Annotated in this window: 15 protein-coding genes; 12 read left to right on the top strand and 3 right to left on the bottom strand. The window is 42.4% G+C overall.

Annotated elements, in window-relative coordinates:
• The first annotated feature begins 159 nt into the window (after window positions 1–159).
• Together ACM0OP_RS20770 and ACM0OP_RS20765 are read left to right on the top strand one after the other, a co-directional pair.
• Window positions 160–1,332 carry a class I SAM-dependent methyltransferase gene (locus tag ACM0OP_RS20770; RefSeq protein WP_414530326.1) on the top strand — a complete coding sequence of 391 codons (1,173 nt, stop codon included), beginning with the start codon at window positions 160–162 and terminating at the stop codon, window positions 1,330–1,332.
• Window positions 1,333–1,672: 340 nt separating this feature from the next.
• Window positions 1,673–2,551 (top strand): NAD(P)-dependent oxidoreductase, encoded by an 879-nt coding sequence (locus ACM0OP_RS20765; RefSeq protein WP_414530325.1) that lies wholly within the window; start codon window positions 1,673–1,675, stop codon window positions 2,549–2,551.
• A 155-nt stretch (window positions 2,552–2,706) separates the two neighbouring features.
• On the opposite strand, the gene ACM0OP_RS20760 is transcribed toward ACM0OP_RS20765, so the two are convergent.
• A complete protein-coding gene (locus ACM0OP_RS20760) occupies window positions 2,707–5,826 on the bottom strand; it encodes an MFS transporter (RefSeq protein WP_414530324.1) in 3,120 nt (1,039 codons plus the stop codon).
• A gap of 602 nt (window positions 5,827–6,428) precedes the next feature.
• Between ACM0OP_RS20760 and ACM0OP_RS20755 the strand changes: the two genes are divergently transcribed.
• The 4 genes from ACM0OP_RS20755 to bchD all read left to right on the top strand — a co-directional run bounded on the left by ACM0OP_RS20755 (window position 6,429) and on the right by bchD (window position 10,632).
• The gene (locus tag ACM0OP_RS20755; RefSeq protein ID WP_414530323.1) at window positions 6,429–6,641 is read left to right on the top strand and encodes a chlorophyll a/b-binding protein; all 213 of its coding nucleotides are present in this window, start codon (window positions 6,429–6,431) and stop codon (window positions 6,639–6,641) included.
• 42 nt (window positions 6,642–6,683) lie between these two features.
• Window positions 6,684–6,896 (top strand): chlorophyll a/b-binding protein, encoded by a 213-nt coding sequence (locus ACM0OP_RS20750; protein ID WP_414530322.1) that lies wholly within the window; start codon window positions 6,684–6,686, stop codon window positions 6,894–6,896.
• Between the two features lie 426 nt (window positions 6,897–7,322).
• On the top strand, window positions 7,323–8,516 hold the full coding sequence (locus tag ACM0OP_RS20745) for a sensor histidine kinase (RefSeq protein ID WP_414530321.1): 1,194 nt from the start codon (window positions 7,323–7,325) through the stop codon (window positions 8,514–8,516).
• 73 nt (window positions 8,517–8,589) lie between these two features.
• On the top strand, window positions 8,590–10,632 hold the full coding sequence (gene bchD / locus ACM0OP_RS20740) for a magnesium chelatase ATPase subunit D (RefSeq protein ID WP_414530320.1): 2,043 nt from the start codon (window positions 8,590–8,592) through the stop codon (window positions 10,630–10,632).
• 54 nt (window positions 10,633–10,686) lie between these two features.
• Here bchD and ACM0OP_RS20735 read toward each other — a convergent pair whose 3' ends face one another.
• Window positions 10,687–11,472, bottom strand: a complete 786-nt coding sequence (locus ACM0OP_RS20735) for an RNA polymerase sigma factor SigF (protein WP_414530319.1) — start codon at window positions 11,470–11,472, stop codon at window positions 10,687–10,689.
• Window positions 11,473–11,964: 492 nt separating this feature from the next.
• On the opposite strand from ACM0OP_RS20735, the gene prfB reads away from it, so the two are divergent.
• From prfB to ACM0OP_RS20705, 6 genes are all read left to right on the top strand, one after another.
• Window positions 11,965–13,087 (top strand): peptide chain release factor 2 gene (gene prfB, locus ACM0OP_RS20730; RefSeq protein WP_414530318.1). Its coding sequence is split into 2 segments (ribosomal slippage): window positions 11,965–12,036 and window positions 12,038–13,087, totalling 1,122 coding nucleotides; the frame shifts between segments, so codons are not numbered across the junction.
• A 124-nt stretch (window positions 13,088–13,211) separates the two neighbouring features.
• On the top strand, window positions 13,212–13,364 hold the full coding sequence (locus tag ACM0OP_RS20725) for a DUF3285 domain-containing protein (RefSeq protein WP_414530317.1): 153 nt from the start codon (window positions 13,212–13,214) through the stop codon (window positions 13,362–13,364).
• A gap of 21 nt (window positions 13,365–13,385) precedes the next feature.
• Window positions 13,386–13,913: an rRNA maturation RNase YbeY gene (gene ybeY, locus ACM0OP_RS20720; RefSeq protein WP_414530316.1), complete on the top strand. Its 528-nt coding sequence runs from the start codon at window positions 13,386–13,388 to the stop codon at window positions 13,911–13,913.
• A 128-nt stretch (window positions 13,914–14,041) separates the two neighbouring features.
• Window positions 14,042–14,497, top strand: a complete 456-nt coding sequence (locus ACM0OP_RS20715; RefSeq protein ID WP_414530315.1) for a diacylglycerol kinase family protein — start codon at window positions 14,042–14,044, stop codon at window positions 14,495–14,497.
• 85 nt (window positions 14,498–14,582) lie between these two features.
• A complete protein-coding gene (locus ACM0OP_RS20710; RefSeq protein WP_414530314.1) occupies window positions 14,583–15,182 on the top strand; it encodes an anthranilate synthase component II in 600 nt (199 codons plus the stop codon).
• A gap of 3 nt (window positions 15,183–15,185) precedes the next feature.
• The gene (locus ACM0OP_RS20705; protein WP_414530313.1) at window positions 15,186–15,953 is read left to right on the top strand and encodes an MBL fold metallo-hydrolase; all 768 of its coding nucleotides are present in this window, start codon (window positions 15,186–15,188) and stop codon (window positions 15,951–15,953) included.
• A gap of 75 nt (window positions 15,954–16,028) precedes the next feature.
• Here ACM0OP_RS20705 and ACM0OP_RS20700 read toward each other — a convergent pair whose 3' ends face one another.
• Window positions 16,029–17,273 carry an FG-GAP repeat domain-containing protein gene (locus tag ACM0OP_RS20700; protein WP_414530312.1) on the bottom strand — a complete coding sequence of 415 codons (1,245 nt, stop codon included), beginning with the start codon at window positions 17,271–17,273 and terminating at the stop codon, window positions 16,029–16,031.
• Between the last annotated feature and the right edge of the window lie 339 nt (window positions 17,274–17,612).

Genomic DNA, 17,612 nt, shown 5'->3' with positions numbered 1-17,612 from the left:
GGGATTTTCCATTTTCTTTTTCCTCATAAAGTCCCCTCCCCTAGTAGTTTACTTCGACTTGTGTGTACACCGTAGCCAATAGAAGAGGGGAACTGGATTTAGATATTATTTTCTAGAAATTGATGATAATTAAAGAGCAAAGCCTTAGTTGTCTTGTCTATGATTTCTCATCCAGCATTGTGTACAGCCATAGCCGATAGTATTGCGAGGAGTCCTGAAGGGCGAATTACTTTCGCTGAATTTATGGATATGGCTTTATATCACTCTGAATATGGTTACTATTCCAGTCATGCTGTGAAAATTGGTTTTCAGGGGAGTGATTTTTTTACTTCGCCTCATCTTGGTGCTGATTTTGGGGAGTTATTGGCGGTACAGTTTTTGCAAATGTGGGAGATTTTAGCTCGTCCTGTGCCTTTTTCTCTGGTGGAAATGGGAGCGGGTACGGGTTTACTGGCTCTGCATATCCTGAATTATTATCGGCTACATCATCCTGATTTTTTGGCGGCGTTGGATTATGTGATTGTGGAGAAGTCCCCGGGATTACAGCAAGAACAACAGCAATGTTTGCAAGATTTTTCGGTGCGTTGGTGCAATTTAGCAGATATCCCTAGTGAGTCGATTACTGGCTGCTTTTTTTCTAATGAATTGGTGGATGCTTTACCTGTGCATCAGTTTATTTGGGAAGGTGGGGAAATGCGGGAAGTTTATGTGACAACGCACAAAGATGAGTCTGAGACGTTTTTTGTGGAGGTCACGGGGGATGTTTCTACGCCGGAATTGCCCAATTATCTGGATTTAGTGGAAATTGATTTGGTGAGGGGTGGTTATGCGGATGGCTATCGCAGTGAGATTAATTTGGCTGCTGGTAATTGGTTGGGTAGTGTAGCGGAATGCTTAGGTCGGGGGTATGTGTTAACTATTGATTATGGCTACCCGGCGCATCGTTATTATAATCCCAGGCGATCGCATGGCACTTTACAGTGTTATTTCAACCATCGCTATCATGATAATCCTTATGTCAACATTGGTAAGCAAGATATTACTGCCCATGTTGATTTTACGGCTTTGGAAAAATGGGGCGATCGCTTCAATTTACAAAAAATCGGCTTTATTCAGCAAGGTTTATTTTTGATGGCTTTGGGTTTAGGCGATCGCATTGCAGCTCTTTCCCACCAAGAAGTTCCCATTTCACAACTACTACAACGACGGGAAGCATTACACAAGTTCATAGATCCCACCGCATTAGGTGGCTTTGGCGTGTTAATTCAAAGCAAAGGACTCCAGCAGACAGAAATAGCGCAACCACTCCAAGGACTGACTGTACCAAACTAAAATGGAGAAAAGTTAAAACAGTCTTTAGGAAAGCTAGCTCACCCTGATATAGATTAGGATGACATTGAATACTGTGCAGATTCAGCTAATAGGAAAGTATTAATTATGACGGCTCATGAACTATTCTTATTGATAACACTACTTAGCCCTGGTATTTTACTTTCAGTGATTATTATGGTGACATTTGCCGCCGGGGGTTAATTGTCAGTCAGGGAAAAAGGTTAGTAACGGAACAGTTATTACTGGACAGTGGTAACTGTTCAACCAGCGTACAATCAAACAATGGAAACGCGATATCTACGACTGGCTACACCGAAGCTGTACCAAAGGAACGTAAACAATGAAGGTGGCATTTCTGGGAACTGGACTCATGGGATTACCGATGGCTCAACGGTTGTTAGCAGCCAACATTGAGCTAGTAGCGTACAATCGCACCCCAGAAAAATTAGCCCCATTACAGGCTGCTGGTGCGGAAATCGTTACACATCCCCGCCTAGCAATTCGGGAAGCTGAGTGTATTATTCTCATGCTGACTAACGCCGCCGCTATTTATCATGTTTTGCTGTCTGATACTTCTTGGCGCACCTTAGAAGGACGCACTGTGATTCAGATGGGGACTATTACTCCTACAGAAAGCCAAGAAATTCGAGATGCGGTAATTGGTGGCGGTGGTGAGTATATGGAAGCTCCCGTATTAGGTAGTATTCCTGAAGCTAAAGCAGGCGAATTGATTGTGATGGTAGGGGCGGAACAAAGACAATATCAACGCCATTTACCCCTACTGAAAAATTTTGGTGAAGAACCTGTATTTGTCGGGCCAGTGGGTTCTGCGTCGGGGATGAAATTGGCACTAAATCAACTTATTGCTTCCCTGACAACTAGCTTTGCGCTGAGTTTGGCATTTGTGGAGCGTCAAGGTATCAATATAGATTTATTTATGCAAATCCTGCGGGAAAGTTCCCTTTATGCGCCTACCTTTGACAAGAAACTCCGCCGGATGTTAGATGGCAATTATACCAATCCCAATTTCCCTACAAAACATTTGCTCAAGGACACAGATTTGTTTATCTCGGAAGCAAAATCACTGGGTTTGGATCTCGTTAGTATTGAAGCTGTCCGCCAACTTGTTCACACAGCTGTGAAAATGTCATTTGCTAATGATGACTACTCTTCAATATTTTCTGCCATTAATCAATGGGGAGAAAGCAGTGGGGAGTAGAAGTGTGGGAAGTGTGGGAAGTGTGGGAAGTGTGGGGGGTGTGGGAAATGTGGGGGGAAAGTTTCCAATACCCAATACCCAGTCCCCAATACCCAGTCCCCAATACCCAGTCCCCAATACCCAATACCCAGTCCCCAGTCCCCAATCCCCAATCCCTACACTACAACCACGCCTAGCGCTCCTCCTAATGCGGAAAATACGGCGGAAACAAAAGCTGTGACAAATAACCACCAAGCGGCTGTGGCGGCGGCTTTGCGGGTTTCTTCTGCTTGTAGTTGTGCTTGATGTTTGATGTCTTCTAGGCGGCGTTGGGCTTCATGCTGTATGCGTTCGGCTCTTTGTAATACTGTGTTACGCGCCCGTTCAACTTGGTCAATAATTCGGTTTGCATCGGCCTCAGAAATGTCCTCACGGGAACTGATAATGGCTACTAGGGTGTCTCGGTCGAAATGTGATAGGCGATCGCGTAATGCGTCAAACCCAGCCTGTGGATCATCAAAGAAGGTGCGAACATCCCGCTTAATCCCATCATAGTTGAGTTCGGGGCGTTCTAAGGCGTTGAGGTAGTTACGAATCCGGTCAAAAATTCCTTCTATGACACCTTGAATCTGCCGTTGGATACCCCGGATTTGCTCGACAAATTGATCACGCACAGAGACGATATTATCAGCAATTGTGGCGGCTTCTGCATCGGTGATATCTTCCCGAATTTTCAGCAAAGCAATGATGGTGTCACGGTCGAAATGCGCGAGGCGATCGCTGAAAGTTTCCATTCCCACGCGCGGATCATGCAACAATAATTGTAAATCCCGTTTGATCCCTTCTGGGTTCAGTTCTTCTTTACCCGTTTGCCGCAAATAGTCTGCTAAATATGCTTGGAAGGTTTCTATTCTTTGCTGTGTGCGGGTAGCTAGACGACGAGGCGCACCTACAATATTCTGAATGGAAGTTTGCACTGAATCAATGACTTCATTAACTTGTGCTTCATTTAAATCGCGCCGTTGACTGATTAACTTCACCAAAGTATCTCTATCTACCTGAGACAACCGATGGCGGAGGGCTACAACTCCCTCTCTGGGTTGGGCAAATAATCTGCTAAAATCCCGTTGAATGCCTTCTGGATTTAATTCTTCTTGACCAGTATTCCGTAAGTAATCGGCGATGGTAGTGGTTACAGAGTCATACTGTTCTTGAGCTTTTGCTGTCAAAGCTTGGGGTATATGGCTGATATTGTACCAAGATTCTTCCACAGCATCAATAATTTGATTAACTTGCTGTTCACTCAAATCTTCCCGTTGACTCAATAACTGTACTAAAGTATCACGGTCAAAACGAGCTAATCGGGCGCGCATGGCGATGATTCCCGATTGGGGATCTTCAAGCAACTTTTGCAAATCAGCGCGAATCGCATGGGGGTTTAACTCGGCTTTGCCTGTATTTTGCAGATATGATTCTACATTCAACCATAATGTTTCTGCTTGATATTTGGCTTGTTCTACCAATCCTTGAGATTCTACTAAAATGCGATCGCGCTGGTTTTCTAACTCGTTAAGAATCGTGTCTACTTCTGCTGGTTGCAGATCATTGCGTTCTAGCAATATCTCCCCCATTCCCTCACGGTCAAATTGCGCTAGTCGCAGAGAAAGAGTTTCATAATCTGCATCTGCATCTGCTAATAATGGTTTAAAGTGATGTTCAATACCTTCTGCATTCAACTCTACTTTATCAGTAACTAGTAGATAACTTTCTACTTGCCGTTGCACATCTTGAGCAATTTCTCTTTCCGCAGCTGCACTAACTGTAACTAATACCTCTTGGCGCACAGCTTCTAATTGGTCAGCAATACTTTGGATTTGAGCTTGGGTTAGCAGTCCCCGTTGTTGGAGAGTGTTGGCAAAATCTTGGCGAGACAGTCGCTCTAGTTCTCTTTTAACTATACCCGGATTTGCTACTGGGTCATAGATCACATCCCGAAATTCTTCAACAATTCTCTGGGGACTCAATTGCCAAGCATAAGTATTCAGTAAATAATTTTCCACATCAGCCCGAATGGGGCTATAGGGTTCTGAGGGTGAGAGTAAACCTAGTTTATCAGTTTGTGTTGTGACTTTCTCTTTTGCTGTGGTGAGCGATCGCCAGATTTTTTCCACATCTAAATCCGATAAATCCGCCCTTCCCAACACAATACCAGTCAATGCAGTAATTCCCTGTTGTAAAGTCTCTTGCATCAAACCCGGTTTTCCTGCTGTTCCTGCTGGCTGAGAACTCCCCGTTTCAGAGATTAACCGATCCAATTTAGCATTCAGTTCATCTGTCTTCCCCTGTCCTGGTGGTAGCGACTTCAGATAACTGACTAACTCCGCCAAATGATCTTGAGTTGGTTCTTGCTTACTAGCTACCTGCTGCCAAACATTATATAAAACATCGCTAATCCGCTTCACATCCCGTTTAGAAAGATCAGTGCGACTGCTGACTAAATCGATAAACCTTTGACGGTCGATGTTAAGCAGGTCTGGACTCCCCGCCACCCCTTGTAATTGTGGGTCTTTGAGTAAATTTTCAAACTCCTGGCGAATCTGAGATACATCCAATTCTGGGGGACGTAACTGTTCTAAGTAATCCTCAATATTTTCCCGAATACTACCAGGATCAATACCATGACCTAACTCCCGACGCACAGCCGAGGCCGCCGCTTCCGCCGTTGCTACCACTTGCTGATTCACTGCTTTCGCACCCAATGCAGCCGTAGCAGTCCCCATAATCGCCTGAAAGCCAGAAGTAGCAGAATTTACTACCGAACCAATCAGGGAACCCACAGTAGTGGAACTCACCCACACCAGCAGTAAAAAATATGCACCCCAAATTACTAATCCTAAAATTGCTCCTAATCTAGGGTCTAATACCAATAAACTCAATTTAACTGCCAGAAAGCAAGCAATTGATAAGGCAATAGTCACAGTCACTAAAGTCCACAAACCCAGCGCTGTACCAATTTTGTGAATTGTACCTCCAAAACTTCCCCCGACCCGAACCACCCCATCTGAATCAGATGGTCGCCCTAAATAGGAAATACCAGCTGCGACGGAGAGGTTAGTTAATACAAGTTGGAAAGCAAAAGCTAGGATCACACCGGAGATTAAAGCCACAAAAAAGCGCGGACCAGAGTTGATAACTGATGCTTGCGCTGGGGTAATTTCCGTGGGAACTACTGGAGTTTGTGCTAGCCAAGATAATGGCTGATAGACTCCTAGTATGTTTTCCGTAAATTCAAACATTATCTGTCCTTTTTCTAAATGGGAATATGGGAAGCATGAGGAATTTCGTCAGAAATAAGTAAACATCTTATATTTATTCCTGTATCTATAGCAATACCCAACTCTTCATCACTTTTAGAATCCTGGAATTTAGCTACTTTCTGCATCCATCTCTAGTGAGAAAACGTCTATAGCTTAAGATAGAAGTTTAACTAAACTGTTGCACGTTTTTATTCCAATCATATTTACTTTAGTTTAAATGTCAATTATGCAGTTTTTTTTGATAAGGTCTAGCTGAAATATTCTAGACATAAATATTTTTAGCTGCAATAAACAGAGGTAAAATAGACAGGTATATCAGGATATTTGGGATTAAATATGGTGGATGATTAATAGATAATTTACACTAGAAAATTAGGATAAAAATATCTTGTTTAAAGTTTTTGTTTTACATTTATTTATAAATAGCAGTTCCATCACCTCCCACGGGTGGATATACTCCTAATTATTAGTTTATAATAATCGTCCACAAGAGGTGCATGTAGTTTGTACCTTCAGATGGAAAACCTTTTATTGATAAATAGTTAAATTAAAGTCAAGCAGCAAATAATTTAGGAAAAAAAATGGAAACTAAAGAGACTCGCTCTCCTACAGATTTACCACCAGTTGCATTAGAATACAATGGCAGAGATCGTAATGCCTTTCTCTTTGGTTGGACTCCCCAAGCTGAATTGTGGAATGGTCGCCTAGCTATGATTGGCTTTCTGGCTTACTTACTTTGGGATTTAGCTGGACATAGCGTTCTCCGGGACGTGCTACATCTCATTCGTTATTAAAGATTCAATCCTCAATAATTAGTTTCACCTGGGAGTAAAAAAATGGAAACTAGAGAAACTCGTCCTTCTACAGATATACCACCAGTTGCTAAGGCTTATAACGGTGTAGACCGTAACGCTTTTCTGTTTGGTTTAAACCCTCAAGCTGAATTATGGAATGGTCGTCTAGCTATGATTGGCTTCCTGGCTTATTTACTCTGGGATTTAGCTGGATATAGCGTCCTGCGCGACATACTCCACATTCTGAGATATTAGGGAATAACTCCTCAATCATCAAGCTTTGAGTAGGTAGAATCGCAATTTATCAACCCCTGGAAAATAACTTAATAACCCCATAATAGCTATCTCCCACACCATTCGGCTGTGGGTTTTTGCTGTATCTAGGCTTTACTTAGTGTCATCCGCTTTGATTTTTTAACTTACTTACCTGGGTGGGGAGTGGGAAACAGCGTTTTCACTTCTTTATAAATCAAAATAAAGTTGCTCTTTATAAATCAAAATAAAGTTGCGCTCAATTTCTTTCCTTTGTGTCCTAGCACCCTGGGGTATAGTGGTTTGTCGTAATATTTCAGCACATCTTGACACGGAATTGGCATGACTAGGGATAATTGTTGATTCAGGCTGATCATCAGCTAAAATAATTTAATGTAAGTTGATCTAGTTTATACCTAGTCGAAAATAATGGATTTTAGTCTGTTACTGGCTGAAAATACTGATATAATTCTCCAGGCATGGGTGACAGCAGTTCGGAAGGATAGAAAGATTGAAAGTGCTGAAGACTTAACTTATACAGGTATCGAAAATGACGTACCAGATGTCTTAAAGGCAATGGCGACAGTTCTTTCCCACTCTGAGGCTAGTGATATTCAGTCGATAATTACTGCTAGTTGGCATCATGGAATCCTCCGGGCTAAACAAGGCTTTGATCCCGCAGAAATTGCTCATGAATATCATTTATTAAGAACCGTAATATTTAATATCCTAGAGCCATATCTATTGCAGGGAACACCTGCTGAGATTATACGTTCCATGCGTTTAATTAGTGCTGTGATCGATGAAGCGATCGCACAATGCGTGAGTAGTTATACTGAGGAACGTTTACAGGATTTAAAGCAGTTACATACTTCTCTAGCACTTCATAATCAACAACTTAAACGTTTAGTTATCGCTAATCAAGATCATATTTCTCAACTTGCCCATGATTTAAAACATCCTTTAAGTTCAATTATTAGTTACTCAGATTTATTTTTACGTCAAGAACGGAAAAAGCCAGAAATAAACGATCATTCGAGCAATTTAGGGCATATTGAGCGGGTATTACGCAATGGCAGACAATTACTCCGGTTAATTAACGATGTTTTGGAAATTTCTCGTTTTGATGCTGGACAAATAAAACTTCACCCAGCAGTGGTAAATGTGCGTGAGTTAATCGGCAGTATATATGAAATGTTGCAGCCTTTAGCTGATGAAAAACAATTAACCATGCTGGTGGACTATAACAGCATTCCTCAAAAAGTAGTCACAGATGAATATCAATTACAACAAATTCTGATTAATCTTGTGAGTAATGCTATTAGATATACAGAGTCCGGGACTGTGAGTATACAGTGTGAGATGGTGGGTAATCATCAGTGGGCGATCGCCGTTTCAGATACAGGAATTGGTATTAGCCCAGAAAACCAAAAGCACATCTTTGAACCCTACTTTCGCGCTCATTCTGAAAATAGCGCTTATCTTCCCGATAGCACTGGTTTAGGATTAGCCATAGCTTGCCGATTAGTGAAATTATTACAAGGTGAAATTAATTTAGTTTCTGAACTGGGAATAGGTTCTACCTTCACAGTAACTATGCCTTTAGAACTAGAAGAACCATGAGATCGGCAAAACTATCAACTCAATGTGCCAAAAATTGCTATGCTGAAAGCCGAGACTCGCTATTGTGCCAACCATGCCTGCTCCTACAATTAACCCTACAATCACAGCCTTCCCCTTAACAGCTGTAGTCGGTCAAGAAGCAATTAAATTAGCCTTGCTGTTAGCAGCAGTTGATCCCGGTTTGGGCGGAGTGGCGATCGCCGGCCGTCGCGGTACGGCAAAATCAGTAATGGCTCGTGCTATCCATGCCTTACTACCACCCATCGAAGTTGTCAAAGGTTCCATTAGTAAATGTGAACCAAACCACCCAGAAGATTGGGATGACTATCTGTTAGCAGAGTATGCAGATCAAGATATTCAAGATGTTCCCACAGAAATTATTCCTGCACCCTTTGTCCAGATTCCTTTAGGCGTAACAGAAGACAGACTACTAGGATCTGTGGATGTAGAAAAGTCAGTCCAGGAAGGTGATACGATTTTTCAGCCGGGGTTACTCGCCACAGCTAACCGAGGGGTGCTGTATGTGGATGAATTGAATTTATTAGATGACCAAATCTCTAATCAACTACTGACAGTATTATCCGAGGGACGTAACCGCATTGAGCGAGAAGGGATTAGTTTTCAGCATTCTTGCAAATCCTTATTTATCGCCACCTATAACCCAGAAGAAGGCGGATTACGGGAACATTTATTAGATAGAATCGCCATTTCTCTGTCTGCTGATGGTGTCCTCGGCCTAGATCAAAGAGTATCAGCTGTGGAGCAGGCGATCGCCTATTCTAAATCTCCCCAAGACTTTCTCCAGCAATACGAAGAAGACTTAGACGGGCTAAAAACCCAAATTATCCTGGCGCGGGAATGGTTAAAAGAAGTCACCATCACCGCAGAACAAATTACCTATTTAGTAAATGAAGCCATTCGCGGTGGAGTCCAAGGACATCGCGCCGAATTATTCGCCGTGCGTGTAGCCAAAGCGGCCGCAGCTTTAGAAGGTAGAACCACAGTCAACGCAGAAGACCTGCGCCGGGCTGTAGAATTTGTCATTGTCCCCCGTTCCACCATCGTCCAGACCCCACCACCAGACCAACCACCACCACCACCGCCACCACCACCACAAAATCAAGACGAACAAGAAGACCAGGAAAATCAGGACGAAGAGGAAGAACAAGAAGAACAGGAACAAGACCAAGAAGACCAAGAACAACAACCCCCCGACATCCCAGAGGAATTTATTTTTGATCCAGAAGGGGTAATTATGGATGAAAGCGTCCTTTATTTTGCCCAAACTGCCAAAAGAGACGGAAAATCTGGTAGTCGCAGCATTATCTTCTCCGATGACCGGGGACGCTACATCAAGCCCATGTTACCCAAAGGCAAAGTCCGCCGCATCGCCGTAGATGCTACTCTCAGGGCTGCTGCACCTTATCAAAAGGCGAGACGAGCAAGACAACCCAATAAAAAAGTTATTGTCGAACCAGGTGATATTCGTTCCAAGCGGTTAATCCGCAAAGCCGGAGCCTTGGTAGTATTTGTAGTGGATGCTTCTGGTTCAATGGCTCTCAACCGGATGCAGTCAGCTAAAGGTGCTGTGATGCAACTGTTAACAGAAGCCTATCAAAACCGTGACCAAGTAGCCTTGATTCCCTTCCGGGGAGAACAAGCAGAAGTATTATTACCCCCAACACGTTCCATTGCCTTAGCCCGTAACCGTCTAGAAAGGCTACCTTGTGGCGGTGGTTCCCCCCTAGCACATGGTTTAACTCAAGCAGTACGCATCGGTGTAAATGCCCAGATGAGTGGAGATATTGGGCAAGTTGTGATTGTCGCTATCACTGATGGTCGGGGTAATATTCCTTTAGGGCGTTCCTTGGGTGAACAGTTAGAACCAGGAGAAAAACCAGATATCAAAGGGGAATTGCTAGATATTGCCGCTAGAATCAGAGCCTTGGGGATACAGTTATTGGTAATTGATACCGAAAGTAAATTTGTCTCTACTGGTTTTGCTAAAGAGTTATCGCAAACAGCCGCAGGTAAGTATTATCATTTGCCCAAAGCCAGTGATAAAACCATTGCCGCCATGACTAAAGGTGCGATCGCTGATCTAAAATCTCGATAGTTAGTCATTAGTCATTGGTCATTAATCGACCTTTGACTTTTGACTACACATTTATTAAGATCCAGTTGGTACTGTTTGTGGTTGTAAATAGCAAATAAGATCCTGAATACCTTTTTGCAAATATCGAGTCACCGTCATCGGACTAGTACCAATTTTCTTAGCCGCATCCTTGCGAGACAATTCCTTTAAAAACACCATTTCCACAGCCATCCGGGGCTTATCTTCTAACATCTTAATTGCCCCTTGTAGTTGTTGCCGTTCTTCATCCTGCTGCTGTTGAGCAGTAGAACGGGGACAAGGAAGCGCCTCACCTAAAGTAACTTGGCAATCTACATAATGAACTGCTGTAGCATCTAAACTCAAAGGCATCCGATTTTGAGCTGCTAACTTAGTTTCCTGCCATTCCTGCACAGACACCTGTAGATATTCTGCAATTTCCGCATCTTTGGGAGAGCGACCCCAAGCAATTGATAATTCTTTGCGGACTCTTTGCCCTTCGTTGTACAGTTCTTGCCAACGACGAGGGATTTTTAATAGCGTACTGCGATCGCGTAGAAAATGCAGCATCTCACCGCGAATGTATGGCACAGCAAAAGAACTAAACGCATATCCCTGACTAGGGTCGAAGCGTTCAATTGCCCTAATTAAGCCAAAATAACCGATTTGTTCTAAATCCTCATAAGGTTCATGGCATTGATGGCTGAACTTATGAGCTATCTTTCTCACCAAACCAGTATGTAACTGTACCAGTTGATTACGAAGTTTAATAGAGGGATTTTGGTGGTATAAGTGCAATAACTCCATACCATCAATTCGCATAGAGGATTCACCTGTGGTCATAATATAGAAATTCCTTTCTTAGAACTCCTTTTCTCTCAGAAAACGGAGCTGCGTATACTGCCTTTTAATCTGTCATTATTCTCCTTAGTTGGGGCTGAATAAACCATCGTCGTTTTACTGAATTTAGGAAAAAATCTACGTGCGTCCTCAGTATTTATACGGAATTATTTGCTTTTTTATCTGTTGATAGCTATTTTTTTCAGCCTCAGATCATTGATCCCAAAAAAATATGAAATTTTTCCCAGAATATCTAGCTATTTATCCGAAAAAATGCTTACTTGACCCAAAAGGGAGTGTGGGGAGTGTGGGGACACTTCGGCTTACTTCGGCTGCGTTCGGTACAAGTCAGTACAAGTCGCTAAGTGCAAATTTGGGTATTGGAAACTAAAAATCTTCCCCCCTGCTCCCTGCACCCTGCCTCTTTAACTCCCTAGCTATAAAGAATGGAAATTTTATACTACAATAGTAAATTGACCTTCTTTAGCAAGCACTATGGAAGTATTAGAACTAAAACGCGAAATCGAAATATTGTCCGGTCGTCTGGGTAAAGCCCAGGACTATCTTTGACATACCTGCACTCAATGCCAAAATTCAAGATTTAGAACAAATAGCCGCCCAGCCAGAATTTTGGGATGATCAAAATCAAGCCCAAACAACGCTGCAAGAACTTAACGACCTCAAATCCCACCTCCATCAATACCAGCACTGGCGTTCCAGTATAGAGGATACCCAAGCCGTGGTGGAGTTATTGGAATTAGAAACCGACACAGCTCTATTGCAAGAAGCGGAATCTACAGTTACAAAGCTCCATCGTGAACTTGACCAATGGGAATTACAACAATTACTTTCTGGTCCCTATGATGCAGAAGGGGCTGTACTCACAATTAATGCGGGTGCTGGTGGCACAGATGCCCAAGACTGGGCTTTTATGCTCATGCGGATGTACACCCGGTGGGGCGAAAAGCACGGCTACAAAGTCACCTTAGCAGAAGAATCAGAGGGCGATGAAGCTGGAATTAAATCAGCCACTCTGGAAATTACCGGTCGTTATGCATACGGTTACTTACGCTCGGAAACCGGCACACATCGCTTAGTACGCATTTCACCCTTTAATGCCAACGGTAAGCGGCAAACCAGTTTTGCTGGTGTAGAAATTATGCCGCAGTTAGATAACTCTGTCCAACTAGATATTCCTGATAAGGATTTGGAAATTACCACATCTAGGGCTGGTGGTAAAGGTGGGCAGAATGTCAACAAAGTTGAAACAGCAGTGCGTATTGTTCACATCCCCACTGGTATTGCAGTTCGGTGTACAGAAGAACGATCCCAACTGCAAAATAAAGATAAAGCCCTCGCCCGTCTCAAGGCTAAACTGCTAGTAATTGCTAGAGAGCAAAAAGCCCAAGAAGTGGCGGAAATTAGAGGCGATATGGTGGAAGCATCTTGGGGGAACCAAATTCGTAACTATGTGTTCCACCCTTACCAAATGGTGAAGGATTTGCGGACAAATGTCGAAACTACTGCCATTTCAGATGTCATGGATGGGGAGTTAGATTTATTTATTCAAGGCTATCTGCGCCAAGAAAGCCAACTAGTAGAAAATACTCCTGCTTAGGGAAGGAGTAGGGAGAGCCGGAAATTATTCGTCTCCTCTCCCCTAAAATGGACAAAATGGCAATGGAAACCAAATTAAGCTGTTAGATTTATATTATGTAGGAAAGTGTTGTAATCACATTATTATGAGCAATTCTCCCACGGAACCCAAACCTAGCTATGTGAAACTGGCCATGCGAAACATGGTGCGTAAGGGAGGCACTTCCATCAAACATTTTGCCCTCACCACTATAGGGCTTTTAGCTGTGTTAGTTGGTCTGGCTTACCTAACTCACTAATAGCAGGAGATTTAATCACTGGTGCAAGTTGAACTAGATGTGCAGGATTTGTTTTATGAATCGTCCTCAAAATCAGCTATAGATGGTGGGGATGAACATATTTTAGTTGCTACAAAAACTTGGGAAGACTGGTTTCAGTGCTGGTTAGAAACTCTCAAGCCTGATATTGTACCAGCCTCAGTTTATGAAATTGGGCTGCGATTAACAGATGATGCTGAAATTCAGTCATTGAATGCTCAATATCGTCATCAAGATCGGCCGACAGATGTTTTATCTTTTGCGGCTTTAGAGGCGGATTTTCCTGAGATTCCGGAAATGATGGGAGCGCCTTTGTATCTAGGTGATATCGTCATTTCGATCAATACCGCTCAACGTCAAGCGCAACAGCAAGGCCACACTCTGACCACAGAATTAGCTTGGTTAGCCGCTCACGGGCTGCTGCATCTGCTGGGTTGGGATCATCCAGATGAAGAGCAGTTAATGCAAATGATCCAAAAGCAAGTAATATTACTGAAAGCAATTAGTATTCATATTGACATAGAATATTGAATATTTTTATGTTTTGCAATATTCATCATATTTCTGTAGAAAATTGCTTTAAGATTAATTGCATCATAAAAAATCGGAAAATCTGTGAAATTCTTCTGTAATTACCCTATTATCCTATTTTTAGGCTTATGTCCCCACAAATTTCCCCTTCCCAAACATCAAAGGGCTTACCAACGCTAATCACTAAGGAAAGGGAATTATCCTGGCAAGTTGCCTCTAATTTATTCATTAGTTTTAAATATGCTTGGGCTGGAATCAGCTACAGTTTTCATACTCAGCGTAATTTTCGTATCCATCTGAGTGTATGTGCTTTAGCGATCGCCTTAAGCCTGTTTTTGCATCTCCAACCAATAGAAATTGCCATCATTGGTATAACTAGTGGTTTAGTATTGGCGTTGGAATTACTGAATACAGCCATTGAGTCCCTTGTAGACTTAACCGTCAAGCAAACTTACCATGAGTTAGCTAAAGTTGCCAAAGATTGCGCTGCTGGTGCTGTGCTAGTGTCCTCCTTGGTAGCTGTACTAGTTGCGGGTACACTCTTACTACCGCCTCTGGTAATTTTAATCATGTCCAAATTCTAACTTCTCTGTGTGTAGAATTATTCATAATGTTCGATAATTAATGACTATAAATAATCTGTGTCAGAGAAACCAGGAGTTATAGGCTTTGATTATAGTCATTGATAATTATGATAGTTTTACATATAATTTGGTGCAGTATTTAGGAGAACTAGCAGCAGAGTTCCCTGTAGCATCAGATATTCAAGTTTTTCGCAACGACAAAATCACAGTAGAGGAAATCCGAGCCTTAAATCCTCACCTTGTAGTCATTTCTCCTGGCCCTGGTCGTCCAGAAAATGCTGGTATTTCCCAAGAAATAATTCAACAGCTAGGTCACAACCTCCCTATTTTGGGTGTGTGTTTGGGACATCAAAGTATTGGTCAAGTGTTTGGTGGTAAAATTGTTTCTGCCACAGAATTGATGCATGGTAAAACTTCACAGGTGTCTCACTCTGGATTAGGTGTTTTCCGAGGATTAGAAAATCCGATGATCGCCACCAGATATCATAGTCTAGTCATTGACCGTGACACCTGCCCAGAAGTGTTAGAAATTACTGCTTGGGTGGAAGATGGCACGATTATGGGCGTGCGACACCGGAACTATCCTCACATTCAAGGAGTCCAGTTTCATCCAGAGAGTGTTTTAACATCTTCAGGAAAGCAGTTATTACGCAACTTTCTGGAAGAATTAGAGTTGAGAGAGTAATTAATGAAACGACGAGAGTTGATAGGCTACGCTGGTGCGGGGTTAGTCACAGCGCTGGTTACTAATTTGGGTTCCCCCCTGAAAGCTGACGGACAAGCTAGCGGTTTATCAGTGCAGTGGTTGGGTCATACTTGCTTTCTATTTACTGGTGGTGGGGTGAAAATTCTCGTCAATCCCTTTCAGACAATGGGTTGTACAGCTGGTTATCGTCCGCCACAAATGGAAGCGGATTTAGTGATGATTAGCAGTCAATTATTAGATGAAGGTGCTGTGGATGGACTACCGGGAAACCCCAAGCTAGTATATGCACCTGGTGCTTATGAGTTTGAAGGGATTAAGATACAGGGAATTGCTATAGACCATGACCGCAGAGGTGGCAGGCAATTCGGTATTAATACTGCTTGGCGTTGGCAGCAAGGGGGAATTAATATCCTGCATTTAGGCGGCGCTGCTGCACCTATTTCTACTGAACAAAGAATCCTGATGGGTCGGCCAGATTTGGCGTTAATTCCTGTGGGAGGCAGTGATAAAGCCTATAATGCCCAAGAAGCCCAAGCAGCTACTAGGATATTAAATCCTAAATTGGTGATTCCCACTCACTACCGCACACAAGCTGCTGATGGTGCTGTATGTGATATTTCGCCAGTGGATGAATTTCTCGATTTGATGCAGGGTGTGCCTGTACGTCGTGCTAATTCTGATACTGTTACTATCAGCTCTAATAATCTCCCAGAAAGTAGTGAAATTAAGATTTTGAGCTACAGGTTTTAAACAAACTGAAAGTAGGGGTAATTAATCAACTACCCCTACAACGGTTAATACCTTACCAATATCTCAAAATAAATCTTAGGCGGTGAACCATTCTCCACCAAGTCTATTTTCTTCAGCAACAAAAGATTCAGTTGCTGTTGTCCCATTCATTGACCAAATGCGATCTACACCTGTTTGTTGGTCACGCCAGTAGATGTCGGTTCTGCCATCACCATTGAAGTCACCGAAGGATGGCATCAATGCAGCATCATTGCTAGGTAGGAATGCTTCAGTGGATACTGTTGTGCCATCCATTAACCAGGCTGTGTTTTCACCTGTTACTTGATTGCGCCAGAAAATATCAGTCTTACCATCGCCATTGAAGTCAGCAATTTGAGATGTCCAGGATGAGTCGAGGGTTGCTAGTGTGGCTTCGGTAACAAAAATACCGTTCATTGTCCAAATCTTATTTTCACCGGTTTCGGCATTGCGCCACAGCAAATCGCTTCTTAAGTCACCGTTGAAATCACCCAAGGTGAAGTCCCAGCCAGCTGCTTGAGATTGGAGACTAAATTCGGTTTTGCTAGTACCATCCATAAACCAAACTTTATTCTCACCGGTTTCGGCATTGCGCCAGAAGACATCACTTTTGCCATTACCGTCGAAATCCACAACGGTGGGAGTATGGGATATTTCTGTGGTTTCTATAACTGCTGCATCAATTACTGTGGTGCCATCCATTGTCCAAATGGCATTTTGACCTGTTTGTGCATTATGCCAGAAAATATCTGTTTTGCGATCGCCATTGAAATCGCCAATTTGAGCTGTCCAATTGGAATCAACTGTCTCTAATGCAACTGTATTGGCAACTCTTGTACCATCCATTAGCACTAGGCGATTCTCTCCTGTGGCCTGATTACGTAACAAGAAGTCTGTTTTGCCATCACCATCGAAGTCGGCAATTTCGTAAGTCATGGATGATAGGTCAAATTGACCTAAAGAAGCCTCTTCCATGACTGTTGTGCCATCCATGAGGCGAACGATGATTTCACCTGTTTCAGCATTTACCCACAATTTGTCTGCTTTGCCATTCCCATTGAAATCTGGCACAATTGCCGCACTGGTGAGGTAAGGATTAGGGTTAGGGTTGGGGTTAGCTCCGCGAAATAAATTGGGCAGTGTTGGTATATTGTTTAATTGAGAGGAACTACTACTAATTGGTAAAGTAGTATTTAGTTCTGGGGAAGAATTAGAGACTAAAAGTGCTGATTTCGCCAAAGATTCATCAAATGAACTCTTGATTGTTTGATCGAATACTGAAGGATTTTGCTGCCCAAACATAGTGTATTTTTATGATTTGTTGTCCTATAAGTTTTATCTTTTCTATTGCATAGTTTTCTGTAGTTAAAAAACATTTTCTAAGATTTTCATTTTTTATTATAAACATTTTATTTTCATAAATATCAGACTTCATATACAATTAAAAATCAGTTAACCATGACAATTCTTTTTCAGATTACGTTTAAAATAGTAGAGATTTGTAGGACAATCAATATCAGCTTTTGTTGACAATTAAATGGTATTTTGAATCAATTATGGCGGTATTTAATTGAATAGAATGAATGATACAGCACTTCCGTCTGTTATGAGGTACACTTAATTAAGATATAAATACTTTAA

Source organism: Nodularia chucula CCY0103 (assembly GCF_963923915.1).
Taxonomy (GTDB): Bacteria; Cyanobacteriota; Cyanobacteriia; order Cyanobacteriales; family Nostocaceae; genus Nodularia; species Nodularia chucula.
Note: the sequence above shows the minus strand (reverse complement) of the source record. Positions and strands in the feature narration are given on the sequence as shown.

Coding starts and splice junctions, on each gene's coding strand:
- ACM0OP_RS20770 (WP_414530326.1), top strand. CDS start 160: ATGATTTCTCATCCAGCATTGTGTACAGCCATAGCCGATAGTATTGCG.
- ACM0OP_RS20765 (WP_414530325.1), top strand. CDS start 1,673: ATGAAGGTGGCATTTCTGGGAACTGGACTCATGGGATTACCGATGGCT.
- ACM0OP_RS20760 (WP_414530324.1), bottom strand. CDS start 5,826: ATGTTTGAATTTACGGAAAACATACTAGGAGTCTATCAGCCATTATCT.
- ACM0OP_RS20755 (WP_414530323.1), top strand. CDS start 6,429: ATGGAAACTAAAGAGACTCGCTCTCCTACAGATTTACCACCAGTTGCA.
- ACM0OP_RS20750 (WP_414530322.1), top strand. CDS start 6,684: ATGGAAACTAGAGAAACTCGTCCTTCTACAGATATACCACCAGTTGCT.
- ACM0OP_RS20745 (WP_414530321.1), top strand. CDS start 7,323: ATGGATTTTAGTCTGTTACTGGCTGAAAATACTGATATAATTCTCCAG.
- bchD (WP_414530320.1), top strand. CDS start 8,590: ATGCCTGCTCCTACAATTAACCCTACAATCACAGCCTTCCCCTTAACA.
- ACM0OP_RS20735 (WP_414530319.1), bottom strand. CDS start 11,472: ATGACCACAGGTGAATCCTCTATGCGAATTGATGGTATGGAGTTATTG.
- ACM0OP_RS20725 (WP_414530317.1), top strand. CDS start 13,212: ATGAGCAATTCTCCCACGGAACCCAAACCTAGCTATGTGAAACTGGCC.
- ACM0OP_RS20715 (WP_414530315.1), top strand. CDS start 14,042: ATGTCCCCACAAATTTCCCCTTCCCAAACATCAAAGGGCTTACCAACG.
- ACM0OP_RS20705 (WP_414530313.1), top strand. CDS start 15,186: ATGAAACGACGAGAGTTGATAGGCTACGCTGGTGCGGGGTTAGTCACA.
- ACM0OP_RS20700 (WP_414530312.1), bottom strand. CDS start 17,273: ATGTTTGGGCAGCAAAATCCTTCAGTATTCGATCAAACAATCAAGAGT.